The 26,345-nt window shown below is 63.5% G+C and carries 21 protein-coding genes, 2 tRNA genes and 1 pseudogene; 7 read left to right on the top strand and 17 right to left on the bottom strand.

Going from position 1 to position 26,345, the window contains the following annotated elements:
* Positions 1-59: 59 nt before the first annotated feature.
* The 9 genes and pseudogenes from CK910_RS11555 to CK910_RS11595 form a co-directional block, all read right to left on the bottom strand.
* Positions 60-1,925 carry a beta-N-acetylhexosaminidase gene (locus tag CK910_RS11555; RefSeq protein WP_098983108.1) on the bottom strand — a complete coding sequence of 622 codons (1,866 nt, stop codon included), beginning with the start codon at positions 1,923-1,925 and terminating at the stop codon, positions 60-62.
* A 160-nt stretch (positions 1,926-2,085) separates the two neighbouring features.
* A complete protein-coding gene (locus CK910_RS11560; RefSeq protein WP_098985063.1) occupies positions 2,086-2,958 on the bottom strand; it encodes a BadF/BadG/BcrA/BcrD ATPase family protein in 873 nt (290 codons plus the stop codon).
* A gap of 99 nt (positions 2,959-3,057) precedes the next feature.
* A pseudogene (locus tag CK910_RS11565) lies at positions 3,058-4,816 on the bottom strand (glycoside hydrolase family 9 protein).
* Between the two features lie 114 nt (positions 4,817-4,930).
* Positions 4,931-5,923, bottom strand: a complete 993-nt coding sequence (locus tag CK910_RS11570; protein WP_098983110.1) for an ABC transporter ATP-binding protein — start codon at positions 5,921-5,923, stop codon at positions 4,931-4,933.
* Between the two features lie 11 nt (positions 5,924-5,934).
* Positions 5,935-6,954: an ABC transporter ATP-binding protein gene (locus tag CK910_RS11575; RefSeq protein WP_043556351.1), complete on the bottom strand. Its 1,020-nt coding sequence runs from the start codon at positions 6,952-6,954 to the stop codon at positions 5,935-5,937.
* Complete coding sequence (locus CK910_RS11580) at positions 6,951-7,859, bottom strand: ABC transporter permease (protein WP_098983113.1); 909 nt, start codon at positions 7,857-7,859, stop codon at positions 6,951-6,953. The genes CK910_RS11575 and CK910_RS11580 overlap by 4 nt, the downstream gene beginning before the upstream one ends.
* A 1-nt stretch (position 7,860) precedes the next feature.
* Positions 7,861-8,844: an ABC transporter permease gene (locus CK910_RS11585; RefSeq protein WP_042867464.1), complete on the bottom strand. Its 984-nt coding sequence runs from the start codon at positions 8,842-8,844 to the stop codon at positions 7,861-7,863.
* A gap of 117 nt (positions 8,845-8,961) precedes the next feature.
* Positions 8,962-10,647, bottom strand: a complete 1,686-nt coding sequence (locus CK910_RS11590; protein WP_098983115.1) for an ABC transporter substrate-binding protein — start codon at positions 10,645-10,647, stop codon at positions 8,962-8,964.
* Positions 10,648-11,050: 403 nt separating this feature from the next.
* The gene (locus CK910_RS11595; protein WP_172955296.1) at positions 11,051-14,488 is read right to left on the bottom strand and encodes an ATP-binding protein; all 3,438 of its coding nucleotides are present in this window, start codon (positions 14,486-14,488) and stop codon (positions 11,051-11,053) included.
* Between the two features lie 248 nt (positions 14,489-14,736).
* Here CK910_RS11595 and CK910_RS11600 point away from each other — a divergent pair.
* A tRNA-Gly gene (locus CK910_RS11600) sits at positions 14,737-14,812 on the top strand.
* Between the two features lie 57 nt (positions 14,813-14,869).
* Positions 14,870-14,943 (top strand) — tRNA-Cys (locus CK910_RS11605).
* 83 nt (positions 14,944-15,026) lie between these two features.
* Here the strand turns inward: CK910_RS11605 and CK910_RS11610 are convergent.
* Positions 15,027-15,320, bottom strand: a complete 294-nt coding sequence (locus CK910_RS11610; protein WP_043136003.1) for a hypothetical protein — start codon at positions 15,318-15,320, stop codon at positions 15,027-15,029.
* Positions 15,321-15,534: 214 nt separating this feature from the next.
* On the opposite strand from CK910_RS11610, the gene CK910_RS11615 reads away from it, so the two are divergent.
* The 4 genes from CK910_RS11615 (at position 15,535) to CK910_RS11630 (ending at position 18,643) form a co-directional block, all read left to right on the top strand.
* On the top strand, positions 15,535-15,735 hold the full coding sequence (locus CK910_RS11615) for a YbfA family protein (RefSeq protein WP_043136007.1): 201 nt from the start codon (positions 15,535-15,537) through the stop codon (positions 15,733-15,735).
* A gap of 326 nt (positions 15,736-16,061) precedes the next feature.
* Positions 16,062-16,568, top strand: a complete 507-nt coding sequence (locus CK910_RS11620; RefSeq protein WP_098983121.1) for a GNAT family N-acetyltransferase — start codon at positions 16,062-16,064, stop codon at positions 16,566-16,568.
* 48 nt (positions 16,569-16,616) lie between these two features.
* Positions 16,617-17,918 carry a methyl-accepting chemotaxis protein gene (locus CK910_RS24505; RefSeq protein ID WP_043136011.1) on the top strand — a complete coding sequence of 434 codons (1,302 nt, stop codon included), beginning with the start codon at positions 16,617-16,619 and terminating at the stop codon, positions 17,916-17,918.
* A 167-nt stretch (positions 17,919-18,085) separates the two neighbouring features.
* A complete protein-coding gene (locus CK910_RS11630) occupies positions 18,086-18,643 on the top strand; it encodes a DUF3332 domain-containing protein (RefSeq protein WP_098983124.1) in 558 nt (185 codons plus the stop codon).
* A 47-nt stretch (positions 18,644-18,690) separates the two neighbouring features.
* On the opposite strand, the gene CK910_RS11635 is transcribed toward CK910_RS11630, so the two are convergent.
* The 7 genes from CK910_RS11635 to CK910_RS11660 all read right to left on the bottom strand — a co-directional run bounded on the left by CK910_RS11635 (position 18,691) and on the right by CK910_RS11660 (position 24,721).
* Positions 18,691-19,749, bottom strand: coding sequence for an FUSC family protein (locus CK910_RS11635; RefSeq protein WP_043556363.1), 1,059 nt, complete (start codon positions 19,747-19,749; stop codon positions 18,691-18,693).
* 63 nt (positions 19,750-19,812) lie between these two features.
* Complete coding sequence (locus CK910_RS11640) at positions 19,813-21,558, bottom strand: bifunctional molybdopterin-guanine dinucleotide biosynthesis adaptor protein MobB/molybdopterin molybdotransferase MoeA (RefSeq protein ID WP_098983127.1); 1,746 nt, start codon at positions 21,556-21,558, stop codon at positions 19,813-19,815.
* A complete protein-coding gene (mobA, locus tag CK910_RS11645; protein WP_098983129.1) occupies positions 21,555-22,199 on the bottom strand; it encodes a molybdenum cofactor guanylyltransferase MobA in 645 nt (214 codons plus the stop codon). The genes CK910_RS11640 and mobA overlap by 4 nt, the downstream gene beginning before the upstream one ends.
* Positions 22,171-22,866 (bottom strand): energy-coupling factor ABC transporter ATP-binding protein, encoded by a 696-nt coding sequence (locus CK910_RS11650; protein WP_098983132.1) that lies wholly within the window; start codon positions 22,864-22,866, stop codon positions 22,171-22,173. Before CK910_RS11650 ends, mobA begins: the two co-directional genes overlap by 29 nt.
* A 115-nt stretch (positions 22,867-22,981) precedes the next feature.
* Positions 22,982-23,683, bottom strand: a complete 702-nt coding sequence (locus CK910_RS11655; RefSeq protein WP_043137869.1) for an ABC transporter permease — start codon at positions 23,681-23,683, stop codon at positions 22,982-22,984.
* Positions 23,683-23,811, bottom strand: a complete 129-nt coding sequence (locus CK910_RS24510) for a hypothetical protein (RefSeq protein WP_290065050.1) — start codon at positions 23,809-23,811, stop codon at positions 23,683-23,685. Before CK910_RS24510 ends, CK910_RS11655 begins: the two co-directional genes overlap by 1 nt.
* Positions 23,812-23,875: 64 nt before the next feature.
* The gene (locus CK910_RS11660) at positions 23,876-24,721 is read right to left on the bottom strand and encodes a substrate-binding domain-containing protein (RefSeq protein WP_098985064.1); all 846 of its coding nucleotides are present in this window, start codon (positions 24,719-24,721) and stop codon (positions 23,876-23,878) included.
* 250 nt (positions 24,722-24,971) lie between these two features.
* On the opposite strand from CK910_RS11660, the gene CK910_RS11665 reads away from it, so the two are divergent.
* Complete coding sequence (locus CK910_RS11665; RefSeq protein WP_098983135.1) at positions 24,972-26,327, top strand: sigma-54-dependent transcriptional regulator; 1,356 nt, start codon at positions 24,972-24,974, stop codon at positions 26,325-26,327.
* Positions 26,328-26,345 lie beyond the last annotated feature (18 nt).

Here is a 26,345-nt window from a genome sequence, read left to right on the forward strand (position 1 = left end):
TTTTTGTTGGTGGATGGTAAAAAAAGGCGACCGAAAGGTCGCCAAACAAAAAGATAACACTACCTCTGCGGCGCCCGGTAACGCACCTGTAGCTGGTCGAGGATCTGCAGCTGGCCCGGCAGGCGGGCGGCGAAGTGATCCCACGCCTTGCGGGCGGGGTCGCTCCAGGCCACCTCGGCGGTGGCCAGCATGCGCGGGAACAACATATAGTCGAGGCGGTCACGAGAGGTCACCAGCTCCGACCATAAGGGGCTCAGCACCCCCAGGATGTTATCGTTGGCATGGAAATCGGCCGGGGCAGGATCGCATCGATAGACCTGCTCCAGATTGAGGGTGCCCGCCCAGTAGAGGCCGGGTTCATGGATGTCCTGGCTCCAGGCCAGATCCAGATAGAGGTGCTGGGCCGGTGCCATCACCACCGGATAGCCAGCCGCAGCCGCATCCAGCCCTGCCTGGAAGCTGGTCCAGGCGAAGATGGTGGCATCCCGGCTCACCTTGTCACCGTGCAATATCTCCTCCCAGCCCAGCATCCGCTTGCCCTTGCCGGCCAGATATTGCTGGCAGTGGCGCAGCAGGTGGCCCTGCAGCTCGCGGCAATCCTGATACCCCTGCTGCTCCATCAACTGCCGGCAGGCCGGGCTGTCGGTCCAGACTCCGGTCGGCACCTCGTCTCCCCCCATGTGTACCAGCGGGCCCGGGAACAGCTCGCATACCTCGTCGATCACCGCCTCCAGGAACCGGTAGGTGCCGGGCAGGGCCGGGTTGAGCACGTTGTCGTCGAAATATTGCACCGACAGGTAGCGGGAGCGGTCGGCTTCTTCCACCAGCAGCTCGGGCAGCGCCTTGATGGCCGCATGGCAGTGGCCCGGTATGTCGATCTCGGGAATGACTGTGATGCCGAGCCCGGCGGCATAGGCCACCAGCTCGCGCACCTCGCTCTGGCTGTAGTAGCCGCCGTAGGGCTCGGCGCCGCCGCTCAGCTGGGGCCCGACCGGCAGATCGTGGCCGCGCCAGGCGGCCCGTTCCGTCAGCTGGGGGAATGCCTTGATCTCGAGCCGCCACCCCTCGTCATCGGTCAGGTGCCAGTGGAAGCGGTTGAACTTATAGAGGCTCATCAGCTTGAGCAGGCGCTTGAGGGTGGCCAGGCTGTGAAAGTGGCGGGCACAGTCGAGGAATATGCCGCGAAAACCGAAGCGGGGGGCATCGACCAGCTCGATGCAGGGCAGGCTCTCCCCGTGTTGCAGGGCCCACTGGGCCAGGCTTGTCAGGCCATGGCGCCAGCCCGCCTCGCCGGCCGCGGCTATGGTCACCCCCTCAGGCGTGATGGTGAGGCGATAGGCCTCCGCAGCCAGAGGCTCCTCGAGCAGCCGGATCTCGGCATCGTGATCCTGCTCCAGCGCCAGCCCGGTCAGCTCGTTGAAATGGGCCAGCAGGGCGGTCAGCGACCCGGGCCCGCTGACATGGGCCCGCTCTGCCAGCCGGAAGTTGCCCTCCAGCAGCACCAGCTGATCCGGCTGGGGCACTATGCCAGCCAGGGACTCGACCTCGGGCAGATCCGGGGCGCCGGGCGCGCTTGGCGGCAGGCCCAGCGCCTCATCGGCCAGCACCACCGGCATCAGCTGCGGGCCCGTGCTGGCCTCGGGCAGGCTCAGGAAGAAGCCGCGCGGCATGTCGGAGAGCCGCTTGATGGGAGTGTTGCGACAGCAAAAACGCAGCTCGCTTTGCCCCTCGGCCGGGATCAGCACCTTGTAGCTGCCGCTCTGGCGCTCCAGCTCCCCCCCCTGCACCGAGGCCGGGTCTATGTGGCGCGCCAGGCAGAAGTGGAGCTTCCAGGGGACGGCCGGCAGCTGGCTCAGGTTGAAGCGGAACCAGACGTCCTCGCCATCGCGTCGGTCGACCTGGGTGTGGATCAGGGGTGCAGACATGAAAATTCCTCTGATGGAGTTAAGGGAACAAACAAGGCGATCATCTCCTTGTGGTACTGGTCAACCCGGGGAGGGAGCCCGAGTGCTGAGATGGGCACACCCCGGAGCGGGCAGAGGGGGACTCTGTCCCCGCCGGCGGGCAGATCGCATTGGACAAGGCTCAGCAGTGCAGACATGGGAACGCCTCCGACTGGGCAAACAGTATGGCCCCCTCCAGCGCATCGGCCTTGGGGTTGACCAGGTTGAGGTGCGCCAGCCGGGGGGCGAGGCGCATGCCGATGCCACCGAGCAGGGCAATCTGGCTGGCCCCCAGCTGTTGCATCCCCTCCAGCAGGATCCGCAACTGTTCGCAGGTCTCGTCCAGCAGCTGGCAGGCGAGCTCGTCGCCGTCGCTGGCAGCATCGAACACCCAGGGGGCGAAGCGGCCATAATCGGCCGGAATGGCGCGGGATGCCCAGCGCACGACGTCGGCCTGATCCCGCTTGAAGTGGTCGAGCAAGCGGATGGCGAGCGTGCTGGGGGGCAGGATGCCGTCATGGCAGAGCAGGGCTTGCTGGATGGCACGCAGCCCAAGCCAGGCGCCGCTGCCCAGATCCGAGATGGGAAAACCGCGGCCGGAGCAGGTGTGGAGCTGGCCATGCCGATAGAGGAGCCCGGCCGAGCCGGTGCCGGCGATGAGAATGGCCCCCTCCCGGCCACCAAAGGCACCCAGGCAGGCACCGAAGGCATCCGAGGTGAGCCGCACGCTGGCAAAGGGGAAGGGCATCTCGAGCATGGCGTGATAGCACTCCGCCAGCTCGGCGGAGGCGAGCGCCAGCCCGACCCCCATCTGCTGCACGCTTGCCGCCGGCAGACCGGCCGCAGTGCGGGCCTGCTCGATGGCGGCCAGCACGTTGGCGTGGGCGACCTCTATGCCCAGCTCCAGGTTGGAGCCGGCGGCGCGCCCCTCGCCCAGCAGCTTGCCGGCCCGGTCCCGAATGCGGGCGCGGGTGTGGGTGCCGCCACCATCCACGCCGACCCAGAACTCAATCATGCCGGCCTCCCAGCGCACTCTGCCAGCTGATGGCCAGGGCAAACCAGAATGCATGGCAGACCCCAGCGCCAGTTCTGATCCAGCCGATCCTTGTACGTCTCAATCATGCCGGCCTCCCAGCGCGCTCTGCCAGCTGATGGCCAGGGCAAACCAGGCGGCGTGGGGGATCCACTGCTCGCCCCAGCGCCAGTTCTGGTCCAGCCGATCCTTGTACTGCTCAGGAATAAAGGCCACATCAGCCTCGTCATCGAAGCCGGCCGTGATGCCGTTGCAGATGCCGCCGAGGGCATTGGGATAACCGGCTGTGTAGCTCGGGTTGTTGATGCCGTGGCCCGCCAGCATGCAGGCGTTGAACGGGTTTTGCCCCAGGATCCAGTCGAGCTGGCGCTGGCCGAAGTCGAGCAGCGGCCCGGATTGTGGCGGGAGCTGCTCGGCGGCGGCAAAGGCCATGGCGGCCAGAGAGGCCAGCCTGGCGTTCTCCCCCTGCCACCAGTAGCCGGATTCGTTGTGGTGGGGGATGAAGAAGCTGACGCGAGGCGCTTCATCCACTCCTTTTACATACTGGCGGGCGAGGGCGAAGGGGTTGCCTGCCCGGGCGCACAGTGCCAGCTCGGCGGCCAGCGCCTGCTGCACCACGGTTTGCACCTGGGCTTTGCGCTCCTTGTCCGGCTCTACGCCCCCCCCCCCCCCCCCCCCCCCCCCCCCCCCTAGGGTATTCCAGCAGCGCCAGCACCGGCAGTCCCGCCTCGGCGGCGTGGTAGTAGGGACGCGAGCCATCCTGGTTGGCGGACCAATGGTGGCCGAGATCGGGGTGCGGGCGCTGGCGGGCGCAAAGCTTGCCGGCCCACTCCCTCGCCTCGCTTAGCCACTCATGGCCCAGGGTCTTGGTCAGCTCGACCGCAGCCAGCAGGGCACAGTAGTCATCTATGATGTTCTCGACCCCGTCGTCCAGATAGGCGAGGTTGTGCTCGCGCAGGTGCAGGTAGCCGCACCTGGCCGCCTCGGCATAGTGACTCGCATCAAGGTCGCCGCTGACGCTCTCGCGGGCGGCGCGGGCCAGGGCGGCGATGGCCATGCCGCCCCCTTGCCGAAAACCCGCCTGCCAGTCGGCAGACTTGAGCCCCTGCTGGGTGGCGTAGGCGCACAGCTCGCGCTGCTCGGGATCCTTGCTCCACTTGTCGAACAGCGTCATGTAGAAGAAGCCGCTCTCATCCTGCATCCGGCAGAGAAAATCCGCCCCGTGCAGCGCCTCGTCATTGAGCCGCTTGCAGAGGTTGACCCCGTCTATGTCGCGGCGCGATGCCAGCAGTTCCCTACACCTGAGCAGGGCCCATACCACCATGGGGGTCTGCTGGGGGTTGAGGTAGTTGGCGTAGGAGAGGTGGCTCAGGTATTTGCTCATGTCGCCGCTGGCATCGAACCAGCCGCCGTGTACGTCTTTGCGTTGATCGGTGCCAAACAGCGGGGCAGTGCGGTCGGCCCGATCGAAGGCGCCGCTGGCGCGCTGGCCCTTGAAGTAGTGAATGACATCGGAGAGGCACTGGCTCGCCAAAAGGTGGTGGCCGATGGCGAAGGGGGCGGAGCTGACCATGCGCTCGTCGGTGCCGGCCTGGATGACAGTTTCCAGCCGGTAGTGACCGGGCTCCTTGAAAGAGGAGAAATCGGCGCGCCAGTAAGCGCGGCCCTGCCAGCCGTCGACCCGGCCGGCTTGTTGCAGCGGCGCTTCAAACAGGATCTGGTCATCACACTGGCGCAGCAGCCTGACATGGCCGCTGATAGCCAGCTGGGTGGTGGTCTGCAGCAGGGCAATCTTCTGCCCGTCGCACTCGTAGCCCACCTGATTGATCAAGAGTTCCATCAAGGTATTACTCCTGTGGTTCACCGACGGGCGGTGAGGCACATCACGGGGCTGTGGCTGCCCCGTAGCGAGGCATGGCCGGACAGTGCTGTCCGGCCGCTATAAGGCTCACCCTCATTCGTAGAGGTAGCAGCGCACGAAGTGGTTGTCTGCGAGCCTGGTGATGGGGGGCAGCTCATCCTTGCAGCGGGCCATGGCCTGATTGCAGCGCCCGGCAAAGGGGCAGCCGCAGGATTCCGGCGTCCAGAGCGGTATCTCCCCCTTGCGGCCCCCCTCCAGTTCGGCGTGGATGCTCTTCTCGGGGTCGGGCACCGCCGAGATAAGCAGTTGGGTGTAGGGGTGCTGGGGGTGGTGCAGTATCTCGTCCACCTCGCCCCACTCCACCATGTGGCCCACGTACATCACCGCCAAGTCTTCCGCCACGTAGCGGGCGGTGGCGATGTCGTGGGTGATGTAGAGCATGGAGACGCCCAGCTCGTTCTTCATCTGCTCCATCAGGTTGAGGATGCCGATGCGAATGGAGACGTCGAGCATGGAGGTGGGCTCATCCGCCAGCACCACTTCCGCCTCCACCGCCAGGTTGCGGGCTATGTTGACCCGCTGGCGCTGGCCGCCGGAGAGCTGGTGCGGGTACTTGGCCGCCGTTGCCTTGGCCGGGGTCAGCCCTACCTTCTCCAGCAGGGCATGGACCATGTCCGGCAGATCTTTCTTGTCGAGCACCTTGCTGTGCAGCAGCAGGGGGCGGGCTATGTGGTGGTAGATGGTGTGGGTCGGGTTGAGCGAACCGAACGGATCTTGCCACACCATCTGCACGCTCTGGCGATAGTCGAGCAGAGCCGTGCCCTTGTTGAACTCCTCCAGATCCCGGCCGCGATAGAGGATGCGGCCGCTGGAGAGCTTGTACATCTTGGCGATGATCTTGGCGATGGTGCTCTTGCCGGAGCCCGACTCCCCCACCACCGCCAGGGCGCGGCCCCGGTGCAGGTTGAAGGTGATGTCGGAGAGAGCCCGCATCTTGCCGCTCTTGATGGCATTGGAGTTGACGGGGAAGTCCTTGTAGAGGTGCTGGACTTCGATGATGGGCGCGTCGGTTTGGGCGATTTGCATGACAGACATCCTTAACAGCCAGCGGCCTTGTCCAGATAGATCAGGGGATCTTGTTGCTCATCCTGCGCCTCATGGAGGTGGCAGGCGGTCTGTTGTCCCGGCCGGATCTCGACCAGGCGGGTGTACTCCTGGCGGCAGCGCGCGTGCACCTTGCCGCAGCGGGCCTGAAAGCGGCAGCCGACCGGCACCTCCAGCAGGTTGAGCGGGGTGCCCGGGATCCCTTCCAGCACGGTTTTCGGGCCGTGCAGGGGCGGGAAGGAGTTGCCGAGCCCGCGGGTGTAGGGGTGCAGGGGCGAGGTCAGGATCGCCTTGGAAGGGGCCACCTCGATCAGCTCACCGGCGTACATGATGCCGATGCGATCGCAGAACTCGACCATGAGCGAGAGGTCGTGGGTGATGAACAGGATGGAGAAGTTGAACTGCTCTTTCAGGGCGTAGACCTTCTGCAATATCTCCCGCTGCACCACCACGTCCAGCGCCGTGGTCGGCTCATCCATGATCAAGAGTTCGGGGTTGAGCGCCATGGCGATGGCGATCACCAGCCGCTGGCGCATGCCGCCGGAGAACTGGTGCGGATAATCCCGCAGCCGGCTCGGGTGTATGTCGACTATTTCCAGCAGCACCTGGGCGCGCTTGATCGCCTCATAACGGGTCATGCCGGGGTTGTGGGCCAGCAGCACGTCGCAGAACTGCTCCTCCATGCGCAGTACGGGGTTGAGCGCGTTCATGGCGGACTGGAACACCACAGAGACCTGTTGCCAGCGATAGGAGCGCAGCCGCTCTTCGCCGTAGTGGAGAATGTTCTCGCCCTTGAACAGGATTTCGCCGCCGCTGATGTAGGCGGGCGGCTTGTGCAGCCGGGCCACCGAGAAGGCGATAGTGGACTTGCCGCAGCCGGACTCGCCGGCGAGGCCGAATACCTCGCCGGGGGCTATGTCAAAGCTGACCGAGTTGACGGCGCGCACGTCGCCGCTCTCGGTGATGTAGTCGACGCAGAGGTTGCGTACCGACAGCAGGGGTGGGGTCTTCATGCTGTCCTCTCCTGTGGTGCTGAGACGGGCGCGGCGAGTTTTTTCCAGCGGTTGAGCCCTTTATGGGATCGCAGCTGAGGGTTGGCTATCTCGTCGATGGCGAAGTTGAGCAGGGCCAGGCCCGCGCCCAGGGTGGCGATGGCGAAGCAGGGGGCCAGGATCTCCCACCAGGCACCCACCAAGATGGCGCTCGAGGTCTGGGCGTTGTAGAGCATGATGCCCCAGCTGACCACGGTCGGATCGCCGAGCCCCAGGAACTCCAGGGTCGCCTCGGTGACGATGGCGTAGATGATGGAGCCGATGAAGCTCACCCCTATGATGGAGATGAGGTTGGGCAGTATCTCCACCAGAATGATGCGCCAGGCCGGCTCCCCCAGCACCTCGGCGGCGATGACGAACTCTTTCTCGCGCAGGGCCAGGGTCTGGGCCCGGATGACGCGCGCGCCATAGGCCCAGGAGGTAAAGCCTATGATGAGCGCAATCACCGTCGGTGACGCCTCCCCGATGAAACTCGCCAGCACCAGTAGCAGGGGGAGGTTGGGGATCACCAGCACCACGTTCATCAGGAAGGTGAGGCATTCGTCGATCACGCCACCAAAGTAGCCGGCTGTGATGCCGATGGTGATGGCGAGGGCGCACACCAGTATGCCGGCCCCGAAGCCCACCATCAGGGAGATGCGGGCGCCGTTGGCAAACTGGGACCAGATGTCGTGGCCCATGCGGGTGGTGCCCATCACGTACTCGGCGCTGGGGGGCTGGTGCGGACGGGAGACCCGCTTGGTCGGTTCGTTGCTGGCCAGCAGCGGGGCGAGCAGCGCCATCAGCACGAAGCTGACCACGATGAAGAGGCCGAAGGCGGCTTTCTTGTTGCCCAGCAGGATTTTCAAGATAGTCGGCATGCGCATCTTATTTGCCTCCTGTACGCAGACGGGGATCCAGGAAGACGTAGAGCACGTCGGCCAGGAAGTTGAAGCTGAGCATGGTGATGGTCATGATGAGCAGCTGCCCCTGAATGAGCGGGTAGTCGCGGGCCAGGATGCCCTGATAGAGGGTCAGACCCAGGCCGGGATAGTTGAAGATCACCTCCGTGATGAGGGAGCCGCCGATGACGAAACCGAGCGCCATGGAGAGCGCTGTGACGCTCGGCAGTATGGCGTTGCGGGCACCGTAGTTGAAGATGACCCGGTTGCTGGAGAGCCCCTTGGCCTTGGCCATGGTGATGTAGTCCTCCCCCAGCAGGTTGATCATGTTGTTGCGCATTGTGATGAGGAAGCCCCCCACCTGCACCATGGCCAGCGTCAGCACCGGCATGACGGCGTGCAGCATGATGCTCTTGATGTGTTCCCAGCCGAAATCGGCGGTGATCTCCGGGCTGTAGGCATAGCCGATGGGCAGCCACTCCAGACTGACCCCGAACAGGAAGAGGGCGAGCAGGGAGATGACCACGGGCGGAATGGCCTGCATCACCAGGGTTAGCGGGGAGAGTATGCTGTCCATGCGTCCCCCCCGGTGCCAGGCGGCGAAGATGCCGACGATGGAGCCGATGGAGAAGCTGAGGATGGTGGAGGTGCCCACCAGGAACAGGGTCCAGCCGATGGCGCGACCGAGCACGTCAGCGACCGGTTGGGGGTAGTAGCGCACCGAGGTGCCGAGATCCCAGGTGAAGACGCTCTTCACATAGGTGAGAAATTGGGTGCTGATGGGGCCGTCCACAAAGCCGAAGGTCGCCTTGAGGGCCTCCAGTGCGGCAGGTTCCATCATGGCGCCGGCCCGGGCAAACATGACGGAGACAGGATCCCCCGGCATGGCTCTGGGTAGCAGGAAGTTGATGGTGGCGGCCACCAGGAAGGCGACCAGATAGAAGGAGAAACGTCTCAGTATAAATCCCATGGTAAACCCTTTTACTGCAAGCCTGCCCCGCGCCGGGCAAAGCTCCCCCAACCCCGTAGGATCCGGGGGATGGAAGACATGGCGGGGAAAATGGCCCCCCGCAGGGGGCCGGGGTGGTTAGCTGTTTGGCTTGAGTGACAACACGTGCAGCAGACGCTCCGGGGTATCCGGGTGAACCTGCGGCTTGGCGACCGGGTTGTCGGCACTGAACCAGCCGTGGAAACGCTTGGTGCTGTATTCATACCAGGTCGGGTTGTTGAACACAGGGATTATGGTCTGGTTGGCACCGACCCTGTCCTGGATCTCGAACATGATGGCCTTCTGCTTGGCGGCATCGGCGGTCTGGGTGAAGTCATCGATCAGCTTGTCCAGTGCCGGATCCTTGTAGCGGGGCGCCGCAAAGCGGTTGCCACGCTCACCCATGTTGCGGGAGTGGAAGGCGGTCTCGAAGTACTTGTGCGGGTTGGCACCGGCGAAGTATCCCTGCAGGGCAACGTCGAAGTCACCTGTGATCAGGTTCTCGGTCCAGACGGTGGCTTCCGGGGTGGCGGTCTTGGCGTTCAGACCCAGGGCCTGCAAGCCTTCGACCCCGATCTGGGCTGTGTTGACCCAGTCGGTCCAGCCGTTCGGTACCAGCACCTTGAAGGTGATCTTCTGGCAGGTGGGAGTGTCGAGGAACTTGTCGCCGTCACAGTCCTTGTAGCCGGCTTGTTTCAGCAGGGCCTTGGCACCTTCCAGGTCGAACTTGTTGAACTTGCCGTATTTCTTCTCGACTTCCGGGTTGTCCCAGGAGGCGAACGCCTTGCCCAGACCTGACGGGTATTCGTTGACGGTCGGGTAGCCGTAGCCGGCGATGTCCACCATGGACTGACGGTCCATCGCCATGGAGAAGGCGCGGCGGAAGTTGATGTCGTTGAAGGCTTCGTGGTTGCCGGGATTCTTGGTCTGGAAGTTGACGTTGAATGCCACTGTACCTGAGGCCGGGAACCAGTACTTGTTGTTCTTCGGATCGTTGCCGACGTAGAGGCGCTCTATGTCCGGCACGAAGGAGCCGAACCAGTCCACGTCACCCTTCATCACGGCGGCCAGCACCTGATCGTTGGTGGCCATCTGCGGCATGCGCAGGCAGTCGATGGAGAGGTTGGCGTTATCCCAGTAGTGCGGGTTGCGGCACTGGGTGTAGAGCTGGGCGGAGAAGTTGTCCACCTCGGTGAAGGGACCTGTACCGACCGGCTTGTCGTTGGTGAAGGCAACCGGATCCTTCACGGATTTCCACTGGTGCTCGGGGACTATGGGCACCAGTACCAGGTCATTCACCACGTTGGTGTTGACGTCGGTCAGCTCGAACTTGATCTTGTTGGGGGCCAGCTTCTCGACGCTCTTGATCTGGGTCCAGATAGAGCGCTCGTCCAGCGCCTTGTTGGCCTTGACCAGATTGAAGGAGAAGAGGATGTCATCGGCGGTGAAGGGCTGACCGTCAGACCACTTGACCCCGTCACGCAGATCGAAGGTGACGGATTTCAGGTCATCGCTGAAGGCGTAGTTGGTGGCCAGACGATAGACGGGTTTGCCCCCTTGCATATCGTTGAAGATCACCAGAGGTTCATAGATGAAGTGACGTGTGGTGTGCAGCAGGCCCGCTTGCAGGAAGGGGTTGAAGTTCTTGACCCAGGCGGTCTCCTGTTGGGCGACCAGAGTCAGCACAGTCTTGTTGTCGGCAGCCATGGCAGTGCCGGCAGCTCCGGCCAGCATCATGGTTCCCAGCAGTACAGCAGTAGAGATTTTGGATACTTTGGCAAGCATATTATGTCCTTTCTTATTTATATTCCTTGTTCGGATTTGAGCACCGACATCGCATGCTGTGGAGGTCGGCCCTCAATGTTGGTCAGGTTTTTCACCCTTGTAGTTGTGTCATCCAACGTCCCTAGCAAAGCAGAGTTAACAGGAAAACAACAACTGTTCCGTTCGTCGATATCGTAAAAATCGCGGCGCTTACGTCAATTCCGTCAAAATGACTTTTAACTCATTTTAAATCATTAAGTTATGTTATTTGCTTTGGCGTAATAAGTCCCCATCCATACGCTCGTCATGACAATTGTGTGAATTGGATCGGCTCTCGTTTTGACGCCTTTTGCCCGCTTAATTCTGCACAAAAAAAAACCGCCCCGGCAAGTGTGAGCCAGGGCGCAGATCGGGGCGGGTCATGTCAGGGTTTGCGGTTGGCGAGTTGACGCAGGGTCTGGGCGCTGTGGTGCAACTGCTGGCGCTGGGGATCGCTCAGCGGGCCGTGGGTGAGCACGTACTCGGCGGTGGCCACCACCGTCTTCCAGCGCGGCGCCTTGGGCAGGGTGTCCAGGCTCAGGTACTTGTCGAGGGTGCGGGTCTGGGGGCTGGATCTGTCCATGTAGACCCGCCACAGCTTGCTCTTCTCCGCCAGCACTATCTTGCCCTTGCCCGTGCTCTGCTGCCAGGCATCCAGGGTGAGGCGCATGGTATCCACCAGGGCCCGGCGCAGCGGCTCGTCATCCTGCTGGCGGATGAGATCGTCGGCGAGCGATCGGAACTCTCCCCCCAACCGGCTCAGCTCACCCAGCAGCTGACCGTCCTCTATGATGGCCTGGCGCGACAGGCTCTTGAGGGCGTTCTCCAGCGCCATCACCCGGTTCTCGTCCTGGCGCGGTTCTGTGCTGAGGGTGAGGGCGAAGGCGGCCTGTCCCCCCAGACTGATGGGCAGGGCACGGGCATTGAGCTCGTCCTTCAGCCCGGCCACCAGGAATTCCAGACGCTGCTCCTGGCGGGCCTTCAGATCGGGCCATTGGGAGGTCAACGGGCTGGCCAGCCACTCGTCCAGCGGCTGACCCTCCATGGCTTCCGGCTCCTGGCCCAGCAAGCGGGCCAGCACCCGGGAGGCAAACAGCACTGTGCCCTGCTCGTCGATGAAGACCATGGGATCGGCCCCTTCGCCGAGCAGGGCCAGCAGCCGCTCCTGATCCTGATGCAGCCGCTCCTGCAGGGTGAGGCGGTGCTCTATCTCCTGTTTCAGCAACCGGTTCTCCACCAGAGAGGCGCGGCCAGCCCGGGCTTCCAGCAGTGCCCTGACCCGGGCAAACAGCTCCTCCTTGCAGAAGGGTTTCACCAGATAGTCGTTGGCGCCGGCGTTGAAGCCCTCTTCTATGTCCTTGGGCTGGTTGAGGGCGGTGAGCAGCAGCACCGGCAGCTGGTCCTTGGGATGCTGCTGGCGCAGGCGGCGGCAGACGTCAAATCCCGACAGGGTCGGCATCATGACGTCCAGCAATATGAGGTCCACCGGCTCCTGGGCCAGCTTGGCCAGCGCATCGTGGCCGTCGCTGCTGGGCAGTATGCGGTAGCCGCAGGGCTGCAGCAGGTGGCGCAGTATGTGCAGGTTGATGGGCTCGTCATCCACAACCAGTATGAGGGGCGCATCCTCGGGGGGAGGGGGGAGGTCATCGCTCTCCCAGTCCGGCAGGATGAGCGGCTGCTGGCGCACCAGCTGGTGCTCTATCTGGCGGCTGTCCAGCGTCAGGCTGCCCGCCTTGCCGCTGGCGAGCGGCAGGGTGAAGGCAAAGGTGGATCCGACGCTCGGCTCGCTCTCCACGAACAGCTCACCCCCCATCAGGTGCACCAGCTGGCGGGTGATGGAGAGGCCGAGGCCAGCCCCCTGCTTGCTCACTTCCGGGCTCATCTGCACCAGCGGCTCGAAAATGTGCTCCAGATGATCTCTGGCGATGCCGATGCCGGTGTCTGTCACCCTGATGCGCAGGAAATTGCCCTCCACCTGGGCGCTCAGCACCACCTTGCCCTGGGGGGTGTATTTGATGGCGTTGCCCACCAGGTTGTAGAGCACCTGTTCGAGGCGCTGCTCGTCCGCCAGCACCGGCGGCAGCTCCGCCGGGCTTATGTCCACCAGAGTGAGGGGCTTGGCCTGCACCAGGTGCTGGCAGAGATCCAGCACCAGCCGTATGACTCCCTTGGAGGCGACCGGCTGGGGATGTATCTCCAGCTGGCCGTAGCGCATCTGGTGGTAGTCGAGCAGATCGTCCACCAGCCGGGCCAGGCCGTCGGCACTCTTGATGATGAGGCCGAGCTGCTTCTGCTGGCCCTCGGTGAGATCCTGCTGGCTGGCGAGCATGGATTCGGCCATCCCCTTGATGCCGTGGATGGGGGTGCGCAGCTCGTGGGAGGTGTTGGCCAGCAGCTCATCCTTGAGCTTGTCCGCCTGCTGCAGGCTGAGGTTCTGCTTGTGGGTCAGCTTGACCTGCTGTTGCAGCTCCTGGGTCTGGCGTTCGATGAGCTCTATCTTGTCCTTCACCGAGCGCTGCATGTGGCGAAACGCCTGGGCCAGCCTGTCTATGTCATCGTCGGTGCGGGGGATTGTGATGGGGTGATCCAAAGCGCCGTCCGCCACCTGCTCGGCGGCGGCGGTGAGGGAGCGCAGCGGGGCCGTGATGGAGTGGGAAAGCCAGCGCGAGAACAGGATCAGCAGCAGCAGGGAGCCGGCCCCCAGCAGGATCACCAGCGTCTCCAGCTGACGGATGGGGCGGTAGGCCTCGCTGGTGGAGATCTCGGCGATGAAGGCCCACTCGGTGTCGAACACCTTCACCTGGGTGTAGGCGGCCAGCACCTCGTCATCGTGATAGGAGCGAAACAGCCCGACACCCTGCTCGCCTGAGAGGGTCTTGACCACCAGCGGTGTCTGCAGCGGCCTGAAATTGGGGCTGAAACTGTTCTCCACGCTGAATTCCGGCGCCAGCCAGGCGTTGGCGCGCATCCGCTTGTCCGGGCCTATGAGGATGGTCTCGCCGGTCTCGCCGAGGCCTTCCCGCTCCGCCATGATCTGGTTGAGCTTGTCCGGCAGCAGCTCGAAGATCACAACGCCGCGCACATAGTCGTACTGCATCACGGGGGCGGCCATGTAGGCGACCACCTGGCCGGTCAGCTCGTTGCGGCCAAAGTCGGTGAATTCGAAGATCTGCTGCGGCTTCTGGCCGCCGTCGAGGCGCCGTTTGATCTTGGCGAAGGTGCTGCCAAGGCCGCTCGCCTGATAGGGGCCCGAGAGCAGGTTGGTGGCGAAGTTGGGGCGTTTGGTGACCGAGTAGACCACGTCGCCGTTGAGATCGATGAGGAAGATGTCGCTGTAGTTGGATTTGCGCACCATGTCGGCATAGCCGCGATGAAAGCGCTGGTGCACCCGGCCATACATCTCGTCCGCCAGGATCAGCGCGCTGATGGAGGGCTCTATGTCGGCCTTGTCGTCGGGTTTTTGCAACTGATCCCAGGAGCCGGGCACATAGCGGGCCTGGGCGCGGGCGCGGGCCTCCTGTGGCGTGACGCCGAGTTTTTCGAAGGCTCCGGTGAAGCCATAGAAGCGGCCGATACTGTTGCCGGCAAAATCCTGCTGGGAGAAGTTGATGATCTGTTCTTTGAGGTTGCCGAAGTAATCCTCCAGCTGGCTCTTCTTGATGTTGCGCACCGACACCAGATGATTGGAGGTCTGGGTGGTGAGATCTTTGCCGTGGCTGTAGAGGAAGAACAGGGTGACGACCAGGAAGGGCACCATGGCCAGCATGAAAAAAGCCAGCATTAGCTGCGGCCTGAGCCCACGAGGCTTGAAGATCCATTTCATCGTGTGATTTTCAATTGAGAATCCAGTTACTAAGCGCCACAAGTCTCTGACTAAAGACTAATCATTTCAATGACTTTATCTTAAATTCGCCTGTGGGGTCACAGCCTGATGTGGTTTTTTTGGCCAAGCCGTCTAAACCCTGAGCAAACAGCACGGGCAAGGGCTAAAAGTGCGAAAAAAGGGTTGTGCCCGCGCTTGGGGTACGTATAATGCGCCTCGTTGTCAGGTAACTGGCACACGGCAGTCAGGCGGGAATAGCTCAGTTGGTAGAGCACGACCTTGCCAAGGTCGGGGTCGCGAGTTCGAGTCTCGTTTCCCGCTCCAATTTCTCATAGCACCAACTATGGGTATCACTTTCAAGGCAATCAGCCTTGTCAGCATGGCGCGTTAGCAAAGCGGTTATGCAGCGGATTGCAAATCCGTTTAGTCCGGTTCGACTCCGGAACGTGCCTCCATCATCTTTCTGTTAAGCCTCATCCCTGCACCAAGATCCCACACATTCATGTGTGTGTTTCTGTTTCCCGCTATTCCGGTTTTCTCAATATCCCTGCTGCGTCAGCAAGGGTTCGCAGCCCTGTTGTTGCCACTCCCGTTCCAGATAGCGATTGACCTCCACCAGATCCTGTCCCCGGAATTGAAACTGCACCTCGGCCGAATGCTCGGTCAGATCCATCATCTTCTGTTTCAACTGGCCGCATTGCCACAAGCTGATGGTCGGAGCCCCCTTGTAGGCCAGCTCTATGCTGTCGTTTTGATTGAGCCGCCAATCCTGCCACTCCGACCAGAGCAACAGACCCAACACTCCTATGATCGCCACTTCTGCGGGTTTCATCGCACAGACTCCATGTTGACTGCCAACTCATTAAATCTGGTCAAACGGCGCCGCTTTGCCAGATTTTGTTGCTTGTAAGTTAATGGATGTAACCTAATTTCATTTTGTGGCTTTTGACGAACTTTTTTGCGAAAAAACGAGGTTGTTGGTGTAGTAATCCTACAAATTGTGGAGTAATCTTTGCTCAGTGGTCTTACCAGTAAGGAGTGCTATCATGTTTCATCCCTATTCCCTGACTCAGATAATTCTTCGTCGCATCTATGTGCTGCTGGTGGGTATTCTGGCCTTCCCCGTGATGCTGTTTCGCAGTGATCGCGCCCGTTTCTACAGCTATCTGCACCGCATCTGGAGCAAGACCAGCACCAAGCCGGTGTGGCTCAAGATGAGCGAACGTGGTGAGCGGATCTTCTACTAAGTTCGGCTTCAGACAAAAAAGACAGCTTCGGCTGTCTTTTTTATTGTTATCAAGAGATTGCAGCAACCGGCCTGGTGGGTGACCAGGTCATGTCTCGCCCGGTTTGCCCTGGCTGCCAGGCTGCTTGGCCCCGTCCTCTGGCGGGGCTTTTTTGATCGCCCGCCGCGGGCTGGATATAGTTGGCCCGTGGGGGTCGGAGTCCCCGGGTACGGGAGCCCGGTCGCCTTGCCAAGGGGGACATATCTGCACACACTGCTCCCTCCACAAGGCGTGCCTTCGGGGGCGCCTTGTCATGTTTGGAGCCGTGATGACACCAGGAGGTGCAGATGATCATTCGTCAGGCAACGCAGGCTGATATTCCCGCATTGGTGAGTCTGCGCATGGGGCTGTTTTGCGAGGTGGGCGAGCTGAGCGATCCGCTGGCCGATCTGGATCTCTGGCAGGCGACCCGTGCCTATTTCAGCACGGCGCAGGCCGATGGCAGCGCGCGCTCCTGGGTGGCCGAGGTCGGGGGTGAGGTGGTGGCGAGCGGCACGCTGGCCCTGTTTGTGCGCCCGCCCTATCCCGGCAACCTGTCGGGACGGGAGGCCTATCTGCTCAACATGTATACACTGCCGGCCTACCGCAAGCAGGGCATGGCCAGCGCCCTGCTCGATGCCATGGTGGCCCATGCCAGCGCCGAACGACTTGGCAAGGTGTGGCTGCATGCCAGCGATGAGGGGCGTCCTCTGTATGAACGGGTCGGTTTTGTGGCCAATCCGGCCTATTTGGAGTGGTCGGCCACCCCTTCCCCGTTGCTATCTGAGCGCCGAGAAGCTAGAAACCTTGACTAAGATCAATTCAGGCGGGGGAGCTTTCCCTGATGACGAGGTATAGACAAGATGTTCAATCTTAAACTCAAAGCCGAACTGCTGGCTTGTCAGGAGCAATTGACGCAGGCACAGACCTTTATCGATGCGGTCAAAGGCGGGGTGGCGGTGATCACCTTCAGTCCAGAGGGGCAGATCCTGGATGCCAATCCGCTGTTTCTGGGAGTGGTGGGCTACAGCGAGCAGGAGGTAGTGGGCCAGCCGCACCGGATATTTTGTGACGGCCTGTATGCCCAGTCGAGCGCTTACCAGCAGTTCTGGGAGCAGTTGCGTCAGGGGCGCAGCCACAGTGGCGTGTTCCGGCGGCTGAACAAGCAGGGCCACACCCTGTGGCTGGATGCCACCTACTTCCCGGTCAAGCAGGGGGGGCGTGTGGTGCGGGTGATCAAGATTGCCTCCGACATCACCCACAGCCATGAGCAGTTGCTGAGCCAGGAGGCCACCTCGACCGCCCTCGATCGCTCCCAGGCCATCATAGAGTTCACCCCCAAGGGGGAGATTGTCAGCGCCAACCAGAACTTTCTCTCCTGCATGGGTTACTCCTTGTCGCAGCTCAAGGGCCAGCATCACAGGATCTTCTGCGATGAGAGCTTCTATCGGGAGCAGCCGCACTTCTGGGAGGATCTGGCCAAGGGGCAGGTCAAGTCCGGGTTGTTCCTGCGTCGCACCAGCCATGGCAACGAGATCTGGCTGGAGGCGAGCTACAACCCCATCAAGAACGAGGCCGGCAAGGTGATCAAGGTGATCAAGTTTGCCAGCGATGTGACCGAGCGGATCCAGCGCGCGCAGGCGGTGAGCGAGGCGGCCCGCATCGCCCACAGCATATCGCAGGAGACGACCAGGGCGGCGGCAACCGGGGCGACCCTGCTCAACTCCTCGGTCAGCATCTCCACGGCCATCTCGGAGCAGGTGGGCCGGATGTCCGATCTGATCGGGCTGCTCAACGAGCAATCCAAGAGTATCGAGGCCATCGTCTCCACCATCAGCAGCATCGCCGAGCAGACCAACCTGCTGGCGCTTAATGCGGCCATAGAGGCGGCGCGGGCCGGGGATCAGGGCCGTGGCTTTGCCGTGGTGGCGGATGAGGTGCGGCAACTGGCCGCCCGAACCTCCCTCTCTACCAGCGAGATTGACAGCGTGGTACAGAAAAACCGTGAACTGACGGCACAGATCACCAACAACATCAACGAAGTCGCCGTGAGTGCCCTGCGTGGCAAGGAACAGATCGTCGAGGTGAGCAGCGTGATGGTACAGATAGAGCAGGGGGCGACCAACGTGACCCAGACTGTTTCGGGTCTGGCCATCGGCGCCTGAGTCATTTTTCCTCCCCGAGCACGGCTGCCGTCCTGGCGGCTGTGCACAATCCGAGCGGTCAGCTCACCAATCTGAACCCCTGCTGTATCACCCCCTGCTTGTCAATTGCCCGCCGGGGGCGGCCTGTTTAGGCTTGCCGCCTCACGATTCTGGAGCAAGAAAACGTAATGGCAACAAGAGCAAAAAGCAGGGCCTTGGCCCTGTTGGCGGGCATGCTTGCGAGCATGGGGTTGAGCGGTTGCATGGGGCAGATGGGGCTCTCCTCCATGGTGACCAAGGGCAATCTCAGCGTGGTGGACAACCGTTACGGTCGGGCCGGGGTCTTCCTGCTGCTCTCCCCCGTCTATGGTCTGGCGGCGACGGCGGACTTGTTCGTGTTCAATACCATCGAATTCTGGTCGGGCAAGAACCCCATCACCGGCAAGTCACCTGCGCTGGTGGATCAGAAGCTCGATGCCCTGATCAAGGTCAACCAGCATCTGGACCCGGCTCTCAACAAGGTGCCCTTGGCCATGTTGCCGCAAGGGGTGCGCGAGGTCGAGATGAGCTATCCGGACGAGCGTACCGCCCAGATGGAGGTGCACTACCTGGATGGTCGCAGCAGCCTGATGCGCGGTGAAAAACGCGGCGAGCTGCTGGATATCTACTTCGATGGCCGGCTGGTCTCGACCCTGACTCAGGCCCAGCTGGATGAGCTGGCGAGCAGCAACCCTGCCATGGCCTGAGTGGCCAGCCCAGGATACAAGAACGCCCCGCATTGCGGGGCGTTTTGCTATGGGTGGCTCTGGCTGCGGGGCGGGTACATCACCAGCCCCAGCAGGCGGCGCAGGTGGGTGAGCTGCTCGGTGAGTTGCAGGCTCAGCCAGAGATAGCCGCTGATGGCGGCCTCGCCCCCGGCATCGAGCCGCACCCGGGTCGCGGCCTCCTGCAACTCGCTGATGGCCTGCTCAGCCCCCTTCAACTCGCCGCTCTTGAGCATGAGCGCCAGCTGGATCATCACGGCCTCGGTCGCCTGCTGGCAGGCGCGCAGCTCGGGGGTGCTCTGCATCAGAAAGTGGCTCTGGCGATCGCTCCAGTAGGTGTTGGCCAGCATCTCCAGGGTGCAGAGGGTGTTGCGCATCGTGGTCTGGATGGCCTCGAACAGGGCGCTGCCAAGGCGGGTCTCCTTGACCGCCGGGGCCAGCAGGGGGCGCAGGCTCACCATCTTGGAGAGCAGACGAGAGTGGCTCTGGGCCAGCCTGGGTCGCTCCAGAATGTTGGGGGAGAGGTGGGTATGGTAGAGCCGGTGCGCCTGCAGCAGGGTGTCGTGCATCTGCAGCCGCCAGTGGCTGTAGGCGCGCTGGGGGTAGATGCTGCAAAACAGCAGCGCCAGCAGGGAGCCCAGGATCACGTCGGCGCTGCGCCACAGCGCCGTCTCTATGTCCCCCGGCATGGCCCCCATGGTGACGCCCAGGGTGATGCCGATGAGCAGCCCCACGTAGGGGCGTTTGCCGAGCGCCAGATAGCCGCACAGGAACATGATGCAGCCGCACCACACCAGGGTCAGCGGCAGGGAGTAGAGCTCCAGATAGAGGGCCACCACACCGCAACCGGCGCCGAAGATGGTGCCGACCACCCGTTGCAGGGCCCGTGACAGCACATTGCCCCAGAACGAGATGGGCCCCATTACCACCACCAGCGTGATCAGCGGCCAGGTGCTTTCCGGCAGCTTGAGTTCACGGGTCAGCAGAAAGGTGAGCATGAAGGCGAGCGCGATGCGCAGGCCGTGGACGATGCGATAGCGGCCATAGATCAGCAGATCGAGCCGGGAGAGCGGGGTATTCAGGCGCAAGGGACAAGCCTCGGGTCATGAGCGCAAACACCCCGCCACGCCCGGCGGGGTGATCGCTATATATCAGGCCACTCGTCCCTGGAGTGGGTGGATCCAGACCCGCTCGCCGACCGCAATGGTCGGCTGGGCGGGGACAATTTCAATCAGGCAGTTGGCCTCGGCCATGGAGCTGAGAATGCCGGAGCCCTGCGGCCCTGTGGTGCGCACCCGCAGCACGCCGCTGGCATCCTGATGGAAGATGCCGCGCAGGAACTCGGTGCGCCCAGGGCGGCTCTGCATCTTCTGTTCGGCCTGTGCCGACAGGCGCAGCGGCTGCCAGACCCGGCCCTGCAGGCGGGCGATGGCGGGCTCGACAAATTGCAGGAAGCAGACCATGGCCGCCACCGGATTGCCCGGCAGGCCGAAGAAGGGGGTCTGCCCCAGTTTGCCAAACGCCAACGGTCGGCCCGGCCGCATCTGGATGCGCCAGAAGGCTATCTGGCCAAGCTCGGCCAGCACCTGCTTGATGAAGTCGGCATTGCCCACCGAGACGCCGCCCGAGCTCAGCACCAGATCGGCGTCGGCCGATGCCTGCGCCAGCTGCCGGCGCAGTATGGCGGGATCATCCGGGATGATGCCCAAGTCCACCACCTCGCAGCCGGCGGCGGCGATGAGCGCCATCAGGGTGAAGCGGTTGCTGTCGAAGATATGGCCCGGAGCCAGCGTCTCGCCCGGCGCCTGCACCTCGTCACCCGTGCTGAACAGCGCCACCTTGAGCGGGGTACGCACGCTGAGCGTGGCTTGACCGAGCGATGCCGCCAGTCCCAGCTGGGGGGCGCCGAGGCGGGTGCCGGCCGGGATGGCGACCGCGCCCTTGGCGAGATCTTCACCGGCCAGACGCACGTTCTGCCCTGCCTTGATGGGAGCGCTGAGGGTGACCCAGTCGCCGTCAACTTGAGTCTCTTCGCGCATCACCACGGTATCGACGCCGGGGGGCAGCGGGGCGCCGGTCATGATCTGCACCGCCTGACCCGCCAGTACCGGCTCGTGGCGCTGCTGGCCCGCCAATACCTGACCCACCAGTTGCCAGCGACCGGCGGCGAGGTCGTCGCCGCGCAGGCCAATCCCGTCCATCGCCGAGTTGGCGTGGGGGGGCACATTGATGGGGCTGACGAGATCCCTCGCCAGCACTGCGCCGTGGCTGCGGGCCAGCGGCGTGTCCGTGCTGCGGGTGGCGGGCTCGAGTGCGTCAAGGATGGCCTGGCGCGCGCCTTCGACCGACAAGAAGCCGGCCCCCGGCGCCTGCTCCTGCTGCCGGCTCTGCGTCAGGTAGGCGCAGACGAAGTCGGCGATGGCGTCCAGATCATTGATATCGAGCCGGGGCAGGGCGGTTTCCTGGGGCTGATCGCTTGCCAGGGCTATGATGTCGCGATCAATCGGGAACAGCAGCGGCTTGCCCAGCGCGGCGCGGTGTAGCTCTATCTTGGGGAAGTGCTCGTGCTTGAACCCCTCCACCAGCAGCAGGTCGAGGCTGGTTTGATCGAAGCTGGCCAGCAGCTCGCGAAAATCGGCCTCGGCCAGCTCGGTTTCAACCATTCGTGCATGGCGGCGACGGGAGGCGACCATCATCTGGCTGGCACCGGCCTTGCGCAGGCGATGGCTGTCCTTGCCCGGCTGGTCGATGTCAAAGTCGTGGTGGGCGTGCTTGAGCACCCCGAGGCGCAGGCCACGACTCACCAGCATGGGGATGAGCTGCTCCAGCAGCGTGGTCTTGCCGGTGCCGCTCCAGGCGGCAAAGCCGAGCAGGGGCAGGGTGGGGGCCGGGGTCATGGGGTGGCTCCTTGTTGGGGGTCGGTAGACGAGTTCAGCAGGCGCGCCTCGTAGGCGGCCAGCTCGGCCGGACTGTTGAGATTGATGAAGGCATCCGGCTGGTCGGCAAAGCTCACCACCGCCATCCGGTGGCGGGCAAACCAGATATCTATCTTGCGCTCCCCTTCGGCCAGGGCAAGGGTGAGCGACGGCAGCAGGGACTTGTGCAGCAGGGCGACCACGGGTTGCAGCCAGTCGCCGTCGTGGGCCACCACCAGCTCGGTATCCGGGGTGAGGGCGGCGCGAAAACGGCTCATCAGATCGCGGGGCAGGGCGGGGCCGTCGCAGGGCACGAACAGCACCCAGTCGTGGCGCGCGGCGGCAAGGCCCGCCTGCATGCCCGCCAGCGGGCCCAGATAGTCCGGGTTGTCGTCGCTGATGACAGGAGCCAGCGCCTGATAGCGGGCCTGACTGCGGTTGGCGTTGATCAGGATCTCGTCCACCTGGGGCCTCAGTCGGTCAAGCACGTGGTCGATGAGCGGGCGGCCCGCAAGCTGGACCCAGCCCTTGTCTTCGCCCCCCATGCGGGTGGCGCGGCCACCGGCCAGGATCACGGCAGAGACGGGGAAGGCATCAGTTCTGGGTTCGCTGTTTGAGGTCATGTCGCTCGATGATTTTCAAAGGGGTGGGTTCGTGCAGCCGGCCCCGGGCTAGGGTCCATTGCCGCTCGCACAGGTCGGTCAGATCGTTGCTCTGGTGGCTGATGATGACCAGGCCGCTGCCCTGTTCCCGCAGATCTTGCGCCAAGGCGGCCATCAGGGCAACCGAATGTGCATCCAGATTGGCGGTGGGTTCATCCATCAGCAAGAAGGCGGGCTGCAGCGCCCAGGCGCGGGCCATGGCCAGACGCTGGCGCTCGCCACCGGACAGAATGCTGATGTGCTCCCGCGCCAGCCCCTCCAGCTCGACCCGGCGCAGCGCCTCGAACACCCGTACCTCGTCGGCGGCCTGATGGCCGAGGGCCCAGGCCACGTTGTCGTGCACGCTGCGATCGAACAGATAGGGGGTCTGGTGCAGATAGGTGACCCGGCCCGGGCCGGGATCCCGTGTGATCCACTGCTCGAGCCTGGCGCGCCAGCCCCGGGCCAGGTTGGTGTGGCCCAGGGTCGGCGTCAGCAGGCCGGCCAGTATCTTGAGCAGCGTGGTCTTGCCCACCCCGTTCGCCCCGCGCAGCCAGATGGCGTCGCCCGCCGCGATGGATAGCCGCTCTATCTGGAACAGGTTGCGCTCGCCAAAGCGCATCATCAGCTGGTGGGCGGTCAGGGCCATGGGATACTCCAGTTGATAAACAGTGGGGGCATGGTCGGTTCTTCAACTTGCTGTGGCCACGACAGAGATGGGGTCAGCAGCATCCGGTCAGGGATAAAAATGCGCGGTGCCATGGTCAGTTTTTCAAATAACTGTGACCGCGGCACGCGGTCAGCAGCAGGTTGAGCAGCAGGGCCAGACTCAGCAGCACTATGCCGAGCGCCACCCCCTGGGCAAAGGCGCCCTTCTGGGTTTCCAGCGCGATGGCGGTGGGGATGTTGCGGGTGAAGTGCAGGATATTGCCCCCCACCATCATGGAGCAGCCCACCTCGGTGACGATGCGGCTGAAGGCGCCGATCACCGCCGCCAAGAGGCCGAAACGGCACTCGCGCATCAGCCCGAGCAGCGCCCTCGGCCAGGAGAGCCCCAGGGTGAGCGCCGTCTCCCAGGCGCGTCTGTCGCTCTGGATAAAGGCGGCGTGGGCCATGGTGGCGATGACGGGGAAGGCGATCAACATCTGTCCCACCACCATGGCCTGCTGGGTGAACAGCATCTTCCAGTCGCCGAAGGGGCCGGCCCGCGACAGCAGCATGTAGAGCAGCAGGCCAATCACCACGGTCGGCACCGACTGCAGGGTGTTGATGCAGGAGAGCCAGAGCCAGCGCGCCGGGATCGGCAGATAGGCGAGCGCAAAGCCGAGCAGCAGCGCCGGCACCAGCACCAGCGCCAGTGCCAGGCAGGAGACGGAGAAGGAGACCCCCACCACCTGCCACAGATCTGTGTCGCCCCCGAACAGCAGGGCGAGGGCGGCCAGCGTTGTATCCAGCAGAGTCGGCATCAGACGCTTGCCTCATGGGGCAGGGCGAGGGCCGTCAATGCGGTCATATCCAGCAGGGCCGGCATCAGGCGTCTCTCCTCATGGGGTAGGGCGAGGGCGGCCAGCGTCGTTTCGACCAAGGTCGGCATCAGACGCTTCCCCTGTCGTGCGGGGCGAGAGCCATCCATGTGATCGTATGGAACAAGGGCTGCATTATTTCCCGTTGGCATCGGCCACAAATAGCGCCTGGCCTGCCACCTTGAAGTCACCGATAAGCGTCTGGCCGTGCTCGGAGACCAGCCAGTTCTTCAGGGTGCGGGCCCCTTCGGTATTGAGATCCGGGTAGCGCTTGGGGTTGACCAGGATCACCTGATAGGGGTTGAACAAGCGCTTGTCGCCTTCCAGCAGCACGGCGAGATCCAGCTTGCTCTGATAGGCGAGCCAGGTGCCGCGGTCGGTCAGGGTATAGGCGCCAAGCTCGGAAGCCATGGTCAGGGTCGGGCCCATGCCCTGGCCGATGGATTTGTAGCCGGCAAACTCGGGTTTGACGTCGGCTGCCTGCCACAGGGTCTTCTCCTTGATGTGGGTGCCGGACTCGTCCCCGCGGGAGATGAAGGTCTGCTTCTTATCCTTGATGGCCTGCAGCGCCCTGGCGGCGTCGTGCAGCTTGGTCAGGCCGGCCGGATCCTGGCTCGGGCCGACGATGACAAAGTCGTTGTACATCAGGTGCACCGGCTCTATGCCAAAGCCCGCGTCAACAAAGGCTTTCTCGGCAGACGGAGCATGGGTCATCACCAGATCCGCGTCGCCGTTCTCACCCATTTTCAGGCTCTGGCCGGTACCGGCCGCCATCACCTGTACCGGATAACCCGTCTCCTTGGTGAACTGGGGCAGCAGCCAGCCCAGCAGGCCGGACTGCTCCGTGCTGGTGGTGGTGGCGAGGCGAATGGGCGCCTTGGCGCTCTCGGCATGGCTGGCTGTGCTCAGCAAGGGGAGGCTCAGCAGCAGGGCGGTAGAGAGGGCAAGGGCGAGACGTTGGCGCACGGTTCCTGTGATCATGATGTTCATCGTATCCGGGTGATGGGGAGAGGGCAGGAATAAGCAAGCAGGGTGCCAAGCTGGCCGCATGCTGCCAGCAGCACGGTTTTCAATGCTAAAACAGTCGGTTAACGGCGTTAATTGCGTGATGGCCCCGTCGCTTTTAATAAAGGGGGTTGGCACTGGGGGCCGGTTAGCGACAAAATGTCCCACAGTTTATAAGGTCGGTGGGACAATCCCGGAACCTTGTCGAATCTGAGGTACTTTTTTCATGACTGCACCCGCCAGCCGTTGGTCCGCCCTCTCTCTGCTCATCGTCGATGACGAGCCCGGCATGCGCAGCTTTCTGGCCAAGGCGCTGGCCAGGCGCTTCGCCCAGATAGAGACGGCCGCCAGCGTGGAGGAGGCGGAAGCCCTGCGCTGCCGTCTGCATTTCGATCTCATCATCGCCGACATCCGGCTGCCGGGGCGCTCCGGCATCGAGTGGCACGAGGCCATAGACCCTGCCACCCGGCGCAGCGACATCATCTTCATGACCGGCTTCGGCGACATGGAGACAGCCCTCAAGGCGTTGCGGCTCGGCGCCAGCGACTTCATCCTCAAACCCTTCAACCTGGATCAGATGGTGCAAGCGGTGGACAGGGTGATAGAGCGCCGCCAGATGGAGCGGGAGAACCTGCTGCTGCGCCGGGAGGTGAGCAAGCTGTTCCCGCCCACCCTGATAGGCGACAGCGCCAAGACCCGCGAGCTCAAGACGCTCATCGCCAGAGTGGCCCCCTCCAACGCCGCCGTGCTGGTGGAGGGGGAGTCCGGCACCGGCAAGGAGCTGGTGGCCCGCGCCCTGCACCAGCTTTCCGGCCGCATGGGGGCCTTCGTGCCGCTCAACTGCGCCTCCATCGCCCCCGAGCTGCTCGAAAGCGAGCTGTTCGGCCACGTGCAGGGGGCCTTCACCGGTGCCCGCAAGGGGCGCGACGGCCTGTTCCGGGTCGCCCACCAGGGCACCCTCTTTCTGGACGAGATAGGCGAGATGCCGCTCGCCATGCAATCGTCCCTGCTGCGGGTGCTGGAGCAAAAAGCCATTCGGCCGGTCGGCGCCGAACGTGAATTGTCGGTGGATGTGCGCATCGTCGCCGCCACCAACCGCAACCTCAAAACCGAGGTGGAGGCGGGCCGCTTTCGGGAAGATCTCTTCTACCGCCTCAATGTGGTGGCGCTGCCGGTGGCGCCCCTGCGCGATCGCGTCGACGACATCCCGGCCCTGGTGCACCACTTCACCCGCCAGCTCACCGCCGAGATGGGGATGGGCTCGCTTAGCTGGACCCACGAGGACGTGGTGGCCATGCAGGCCTATCCCTGGCCCGGCAACGTGCGCGAGCTGCGCAACCTGATCGAGCGCTGCCTGCTGCTGGGCAAGCCCCCCGCCGACTACTGGCAGAGCAGCAAGGCAGAAGATAAGGGGGCGAGCGAGGAGGGCTATCCGCTGGCGTGGCCGCTGGCCGAGGTGGAGAAGGCCCATATCCTGCAGGTGGTGGCGAGCCATGATGGCAACAAATCCGCCGCTTCCCGGGTGCTGGGGGTGGCGCGCAAGACCCTGGAGCGCAAGTTCAAGGAGTGGGCCATAGAATGAAAACCTGCAACCGGATGG

Origin of the sequence: Aeromonas sp. CA23 (genome assembly GCF_002587065.1) — a bacterium.
Classification (GTDB): Bacteria; Pseudomonadota; Gammaproteobacteria; order Enterobacterales; family Aeromonadaceae; genus Aeromonas; species Aeromonas bestiarum.

Bases quoted from the DNA above. Each gene is read 5' to 3' on its own strand.
- CK910_RS11555 (WP_098983108.1), bottom strand. From the start codon at position 1,925: ATGTCTGCACCCCTGATCCACACCCAGGTCGACCGACGCGATGGCGAG.
- CK910_RS11560 (WP_098985063.1), bottom strand. From the start codon at position 2,958: ATGATTGAGTTCTGGGTCGGCGTGGATGGTGGCGGCACCCACACCCGC.
- CK910_RS11570 (WP_098983110.1), bottom strand. From the start codon at position 5,923: ATGCAAATCGCCCAAACCGACGCGCCCATCATCGAAGTCCAGCACCTC.
- CK910_RS11575 (WP_043556351.1), bottom strand. From the start codon at position 6,954: ATGAAGACCCCACCCCTGCTGTCGGTACGCAACCTCTGCGTCGACTAC.
- CK910_RS11580 (WP_098983113.1), bottom strand. From the start codon at position 7,859: ATGCGCATGCCGACTATCTTGAAAATCCTGCTGGGCAACAAGAAAGCC.
- CK910_RS11585 (WP_042867464.1), bottom strand. From the start codon at position 8,844: ATGGGATTTATACTGAGACGTTTCTCCTTCTATCTGGTCGCCTTCCTG.
- CK910_RS11590 (WP_098983115.1), bottom strand. From the start codon at position 10,647: ATGCTTGCCAAAGTATCCAAAATCTCTACTGCTGTACTGCTGGGAACC.
- CK910_RS11595 (WP_172955296.1), bottom strand. From the start codon at position 14,488: ATGAAATGGATCTTCAAGCCTCGTGGGCTCAGGCCGCAGCTAATGCTG.
- CK910_RS11610 (WP_043136003.1), bottom strand. From the start codon at position 15,320: ATGAAACCCGCAGAAGTGGCGATCATAGGAGTGTTGGGTCTGTTGCTC.
- CK910_RS11615 (WP_043136007.1), top strand. From the start codon at position 15,535: ATGTTTCATCCCTATTCCCTGACTCAGATAATTCTTCGTCGCATCTAT.
- CK910_RS11620 (WP_098983121.1), top strand. From the start codon at position 16,062: ATGATCATTCGTCAGGCAACGCAGGCTGATATTCCCGCATTGGTGAGT.
- CK910_RS24505 (WP_043136011.1), top strand. From the start codon at position 16,617: ATGTTCAATCTTAAACTCAAAGCCGAACTGCTGGCTTGTCAGGAGCAA.
- CK910_RS11630 (WP_098983124.1), top strand. From the start codon at position 18,086: ATGGCAACAAGAGCAAAAAGCAGGGCCTTGGCCCTGTTGGCGGGCATG.
- CK910_RS11640 (WP_098983127.1), bottom strand. From the start codon at position 21,558: ATGACCCCGGCCCCCACCCTGCCCCTGCTCGGCTTTGCCGCCTGGAGC.
- mobA (WP_098983129.1), bottom strand. From the start codon at position 22,199: ATGACCTCAAACAGCGAACCCAGAACTGATGCCTTCCCCGTCTCTGCC.
- CK910_RS11650 (WP_098983132.1), bottom strand. From the start codon at position 22,866: ATGGCCCTGACCGCCCACCAGCTGATGATGCGCTTTGGCGAGCGCAAC.
- CK910_RS11655 (WP_043137869.1), bottom strand. From the start codon at position 23,683: ATGCCGACTCTGCTGGATACAACGCTGGCCGCCCTCGCCCTGCTGTTC.
- CK910_RS24510 (WP_290065050.1), bottom strand. From the start codon at position 23,811: ATGCCGACCTTGGTCGAAACGACGCTGGCCGCCCTCGCCCTACCCCAT.
- CK910_RS11660 (WP_098985064.1), bottom strand. From the start codon at position 24,721: ATGATCACAGGAACCGTGCGCCAACGTCTCGCCCTTGCCCTCTCTACC.
- CK910_RS11665 (WP_098983135.1), top strand. From the start codon at position 24,972: ATGACTGCACCCGCCAGCCGTTGGTCCGCCCTCTCTCTGCTCATCGTC.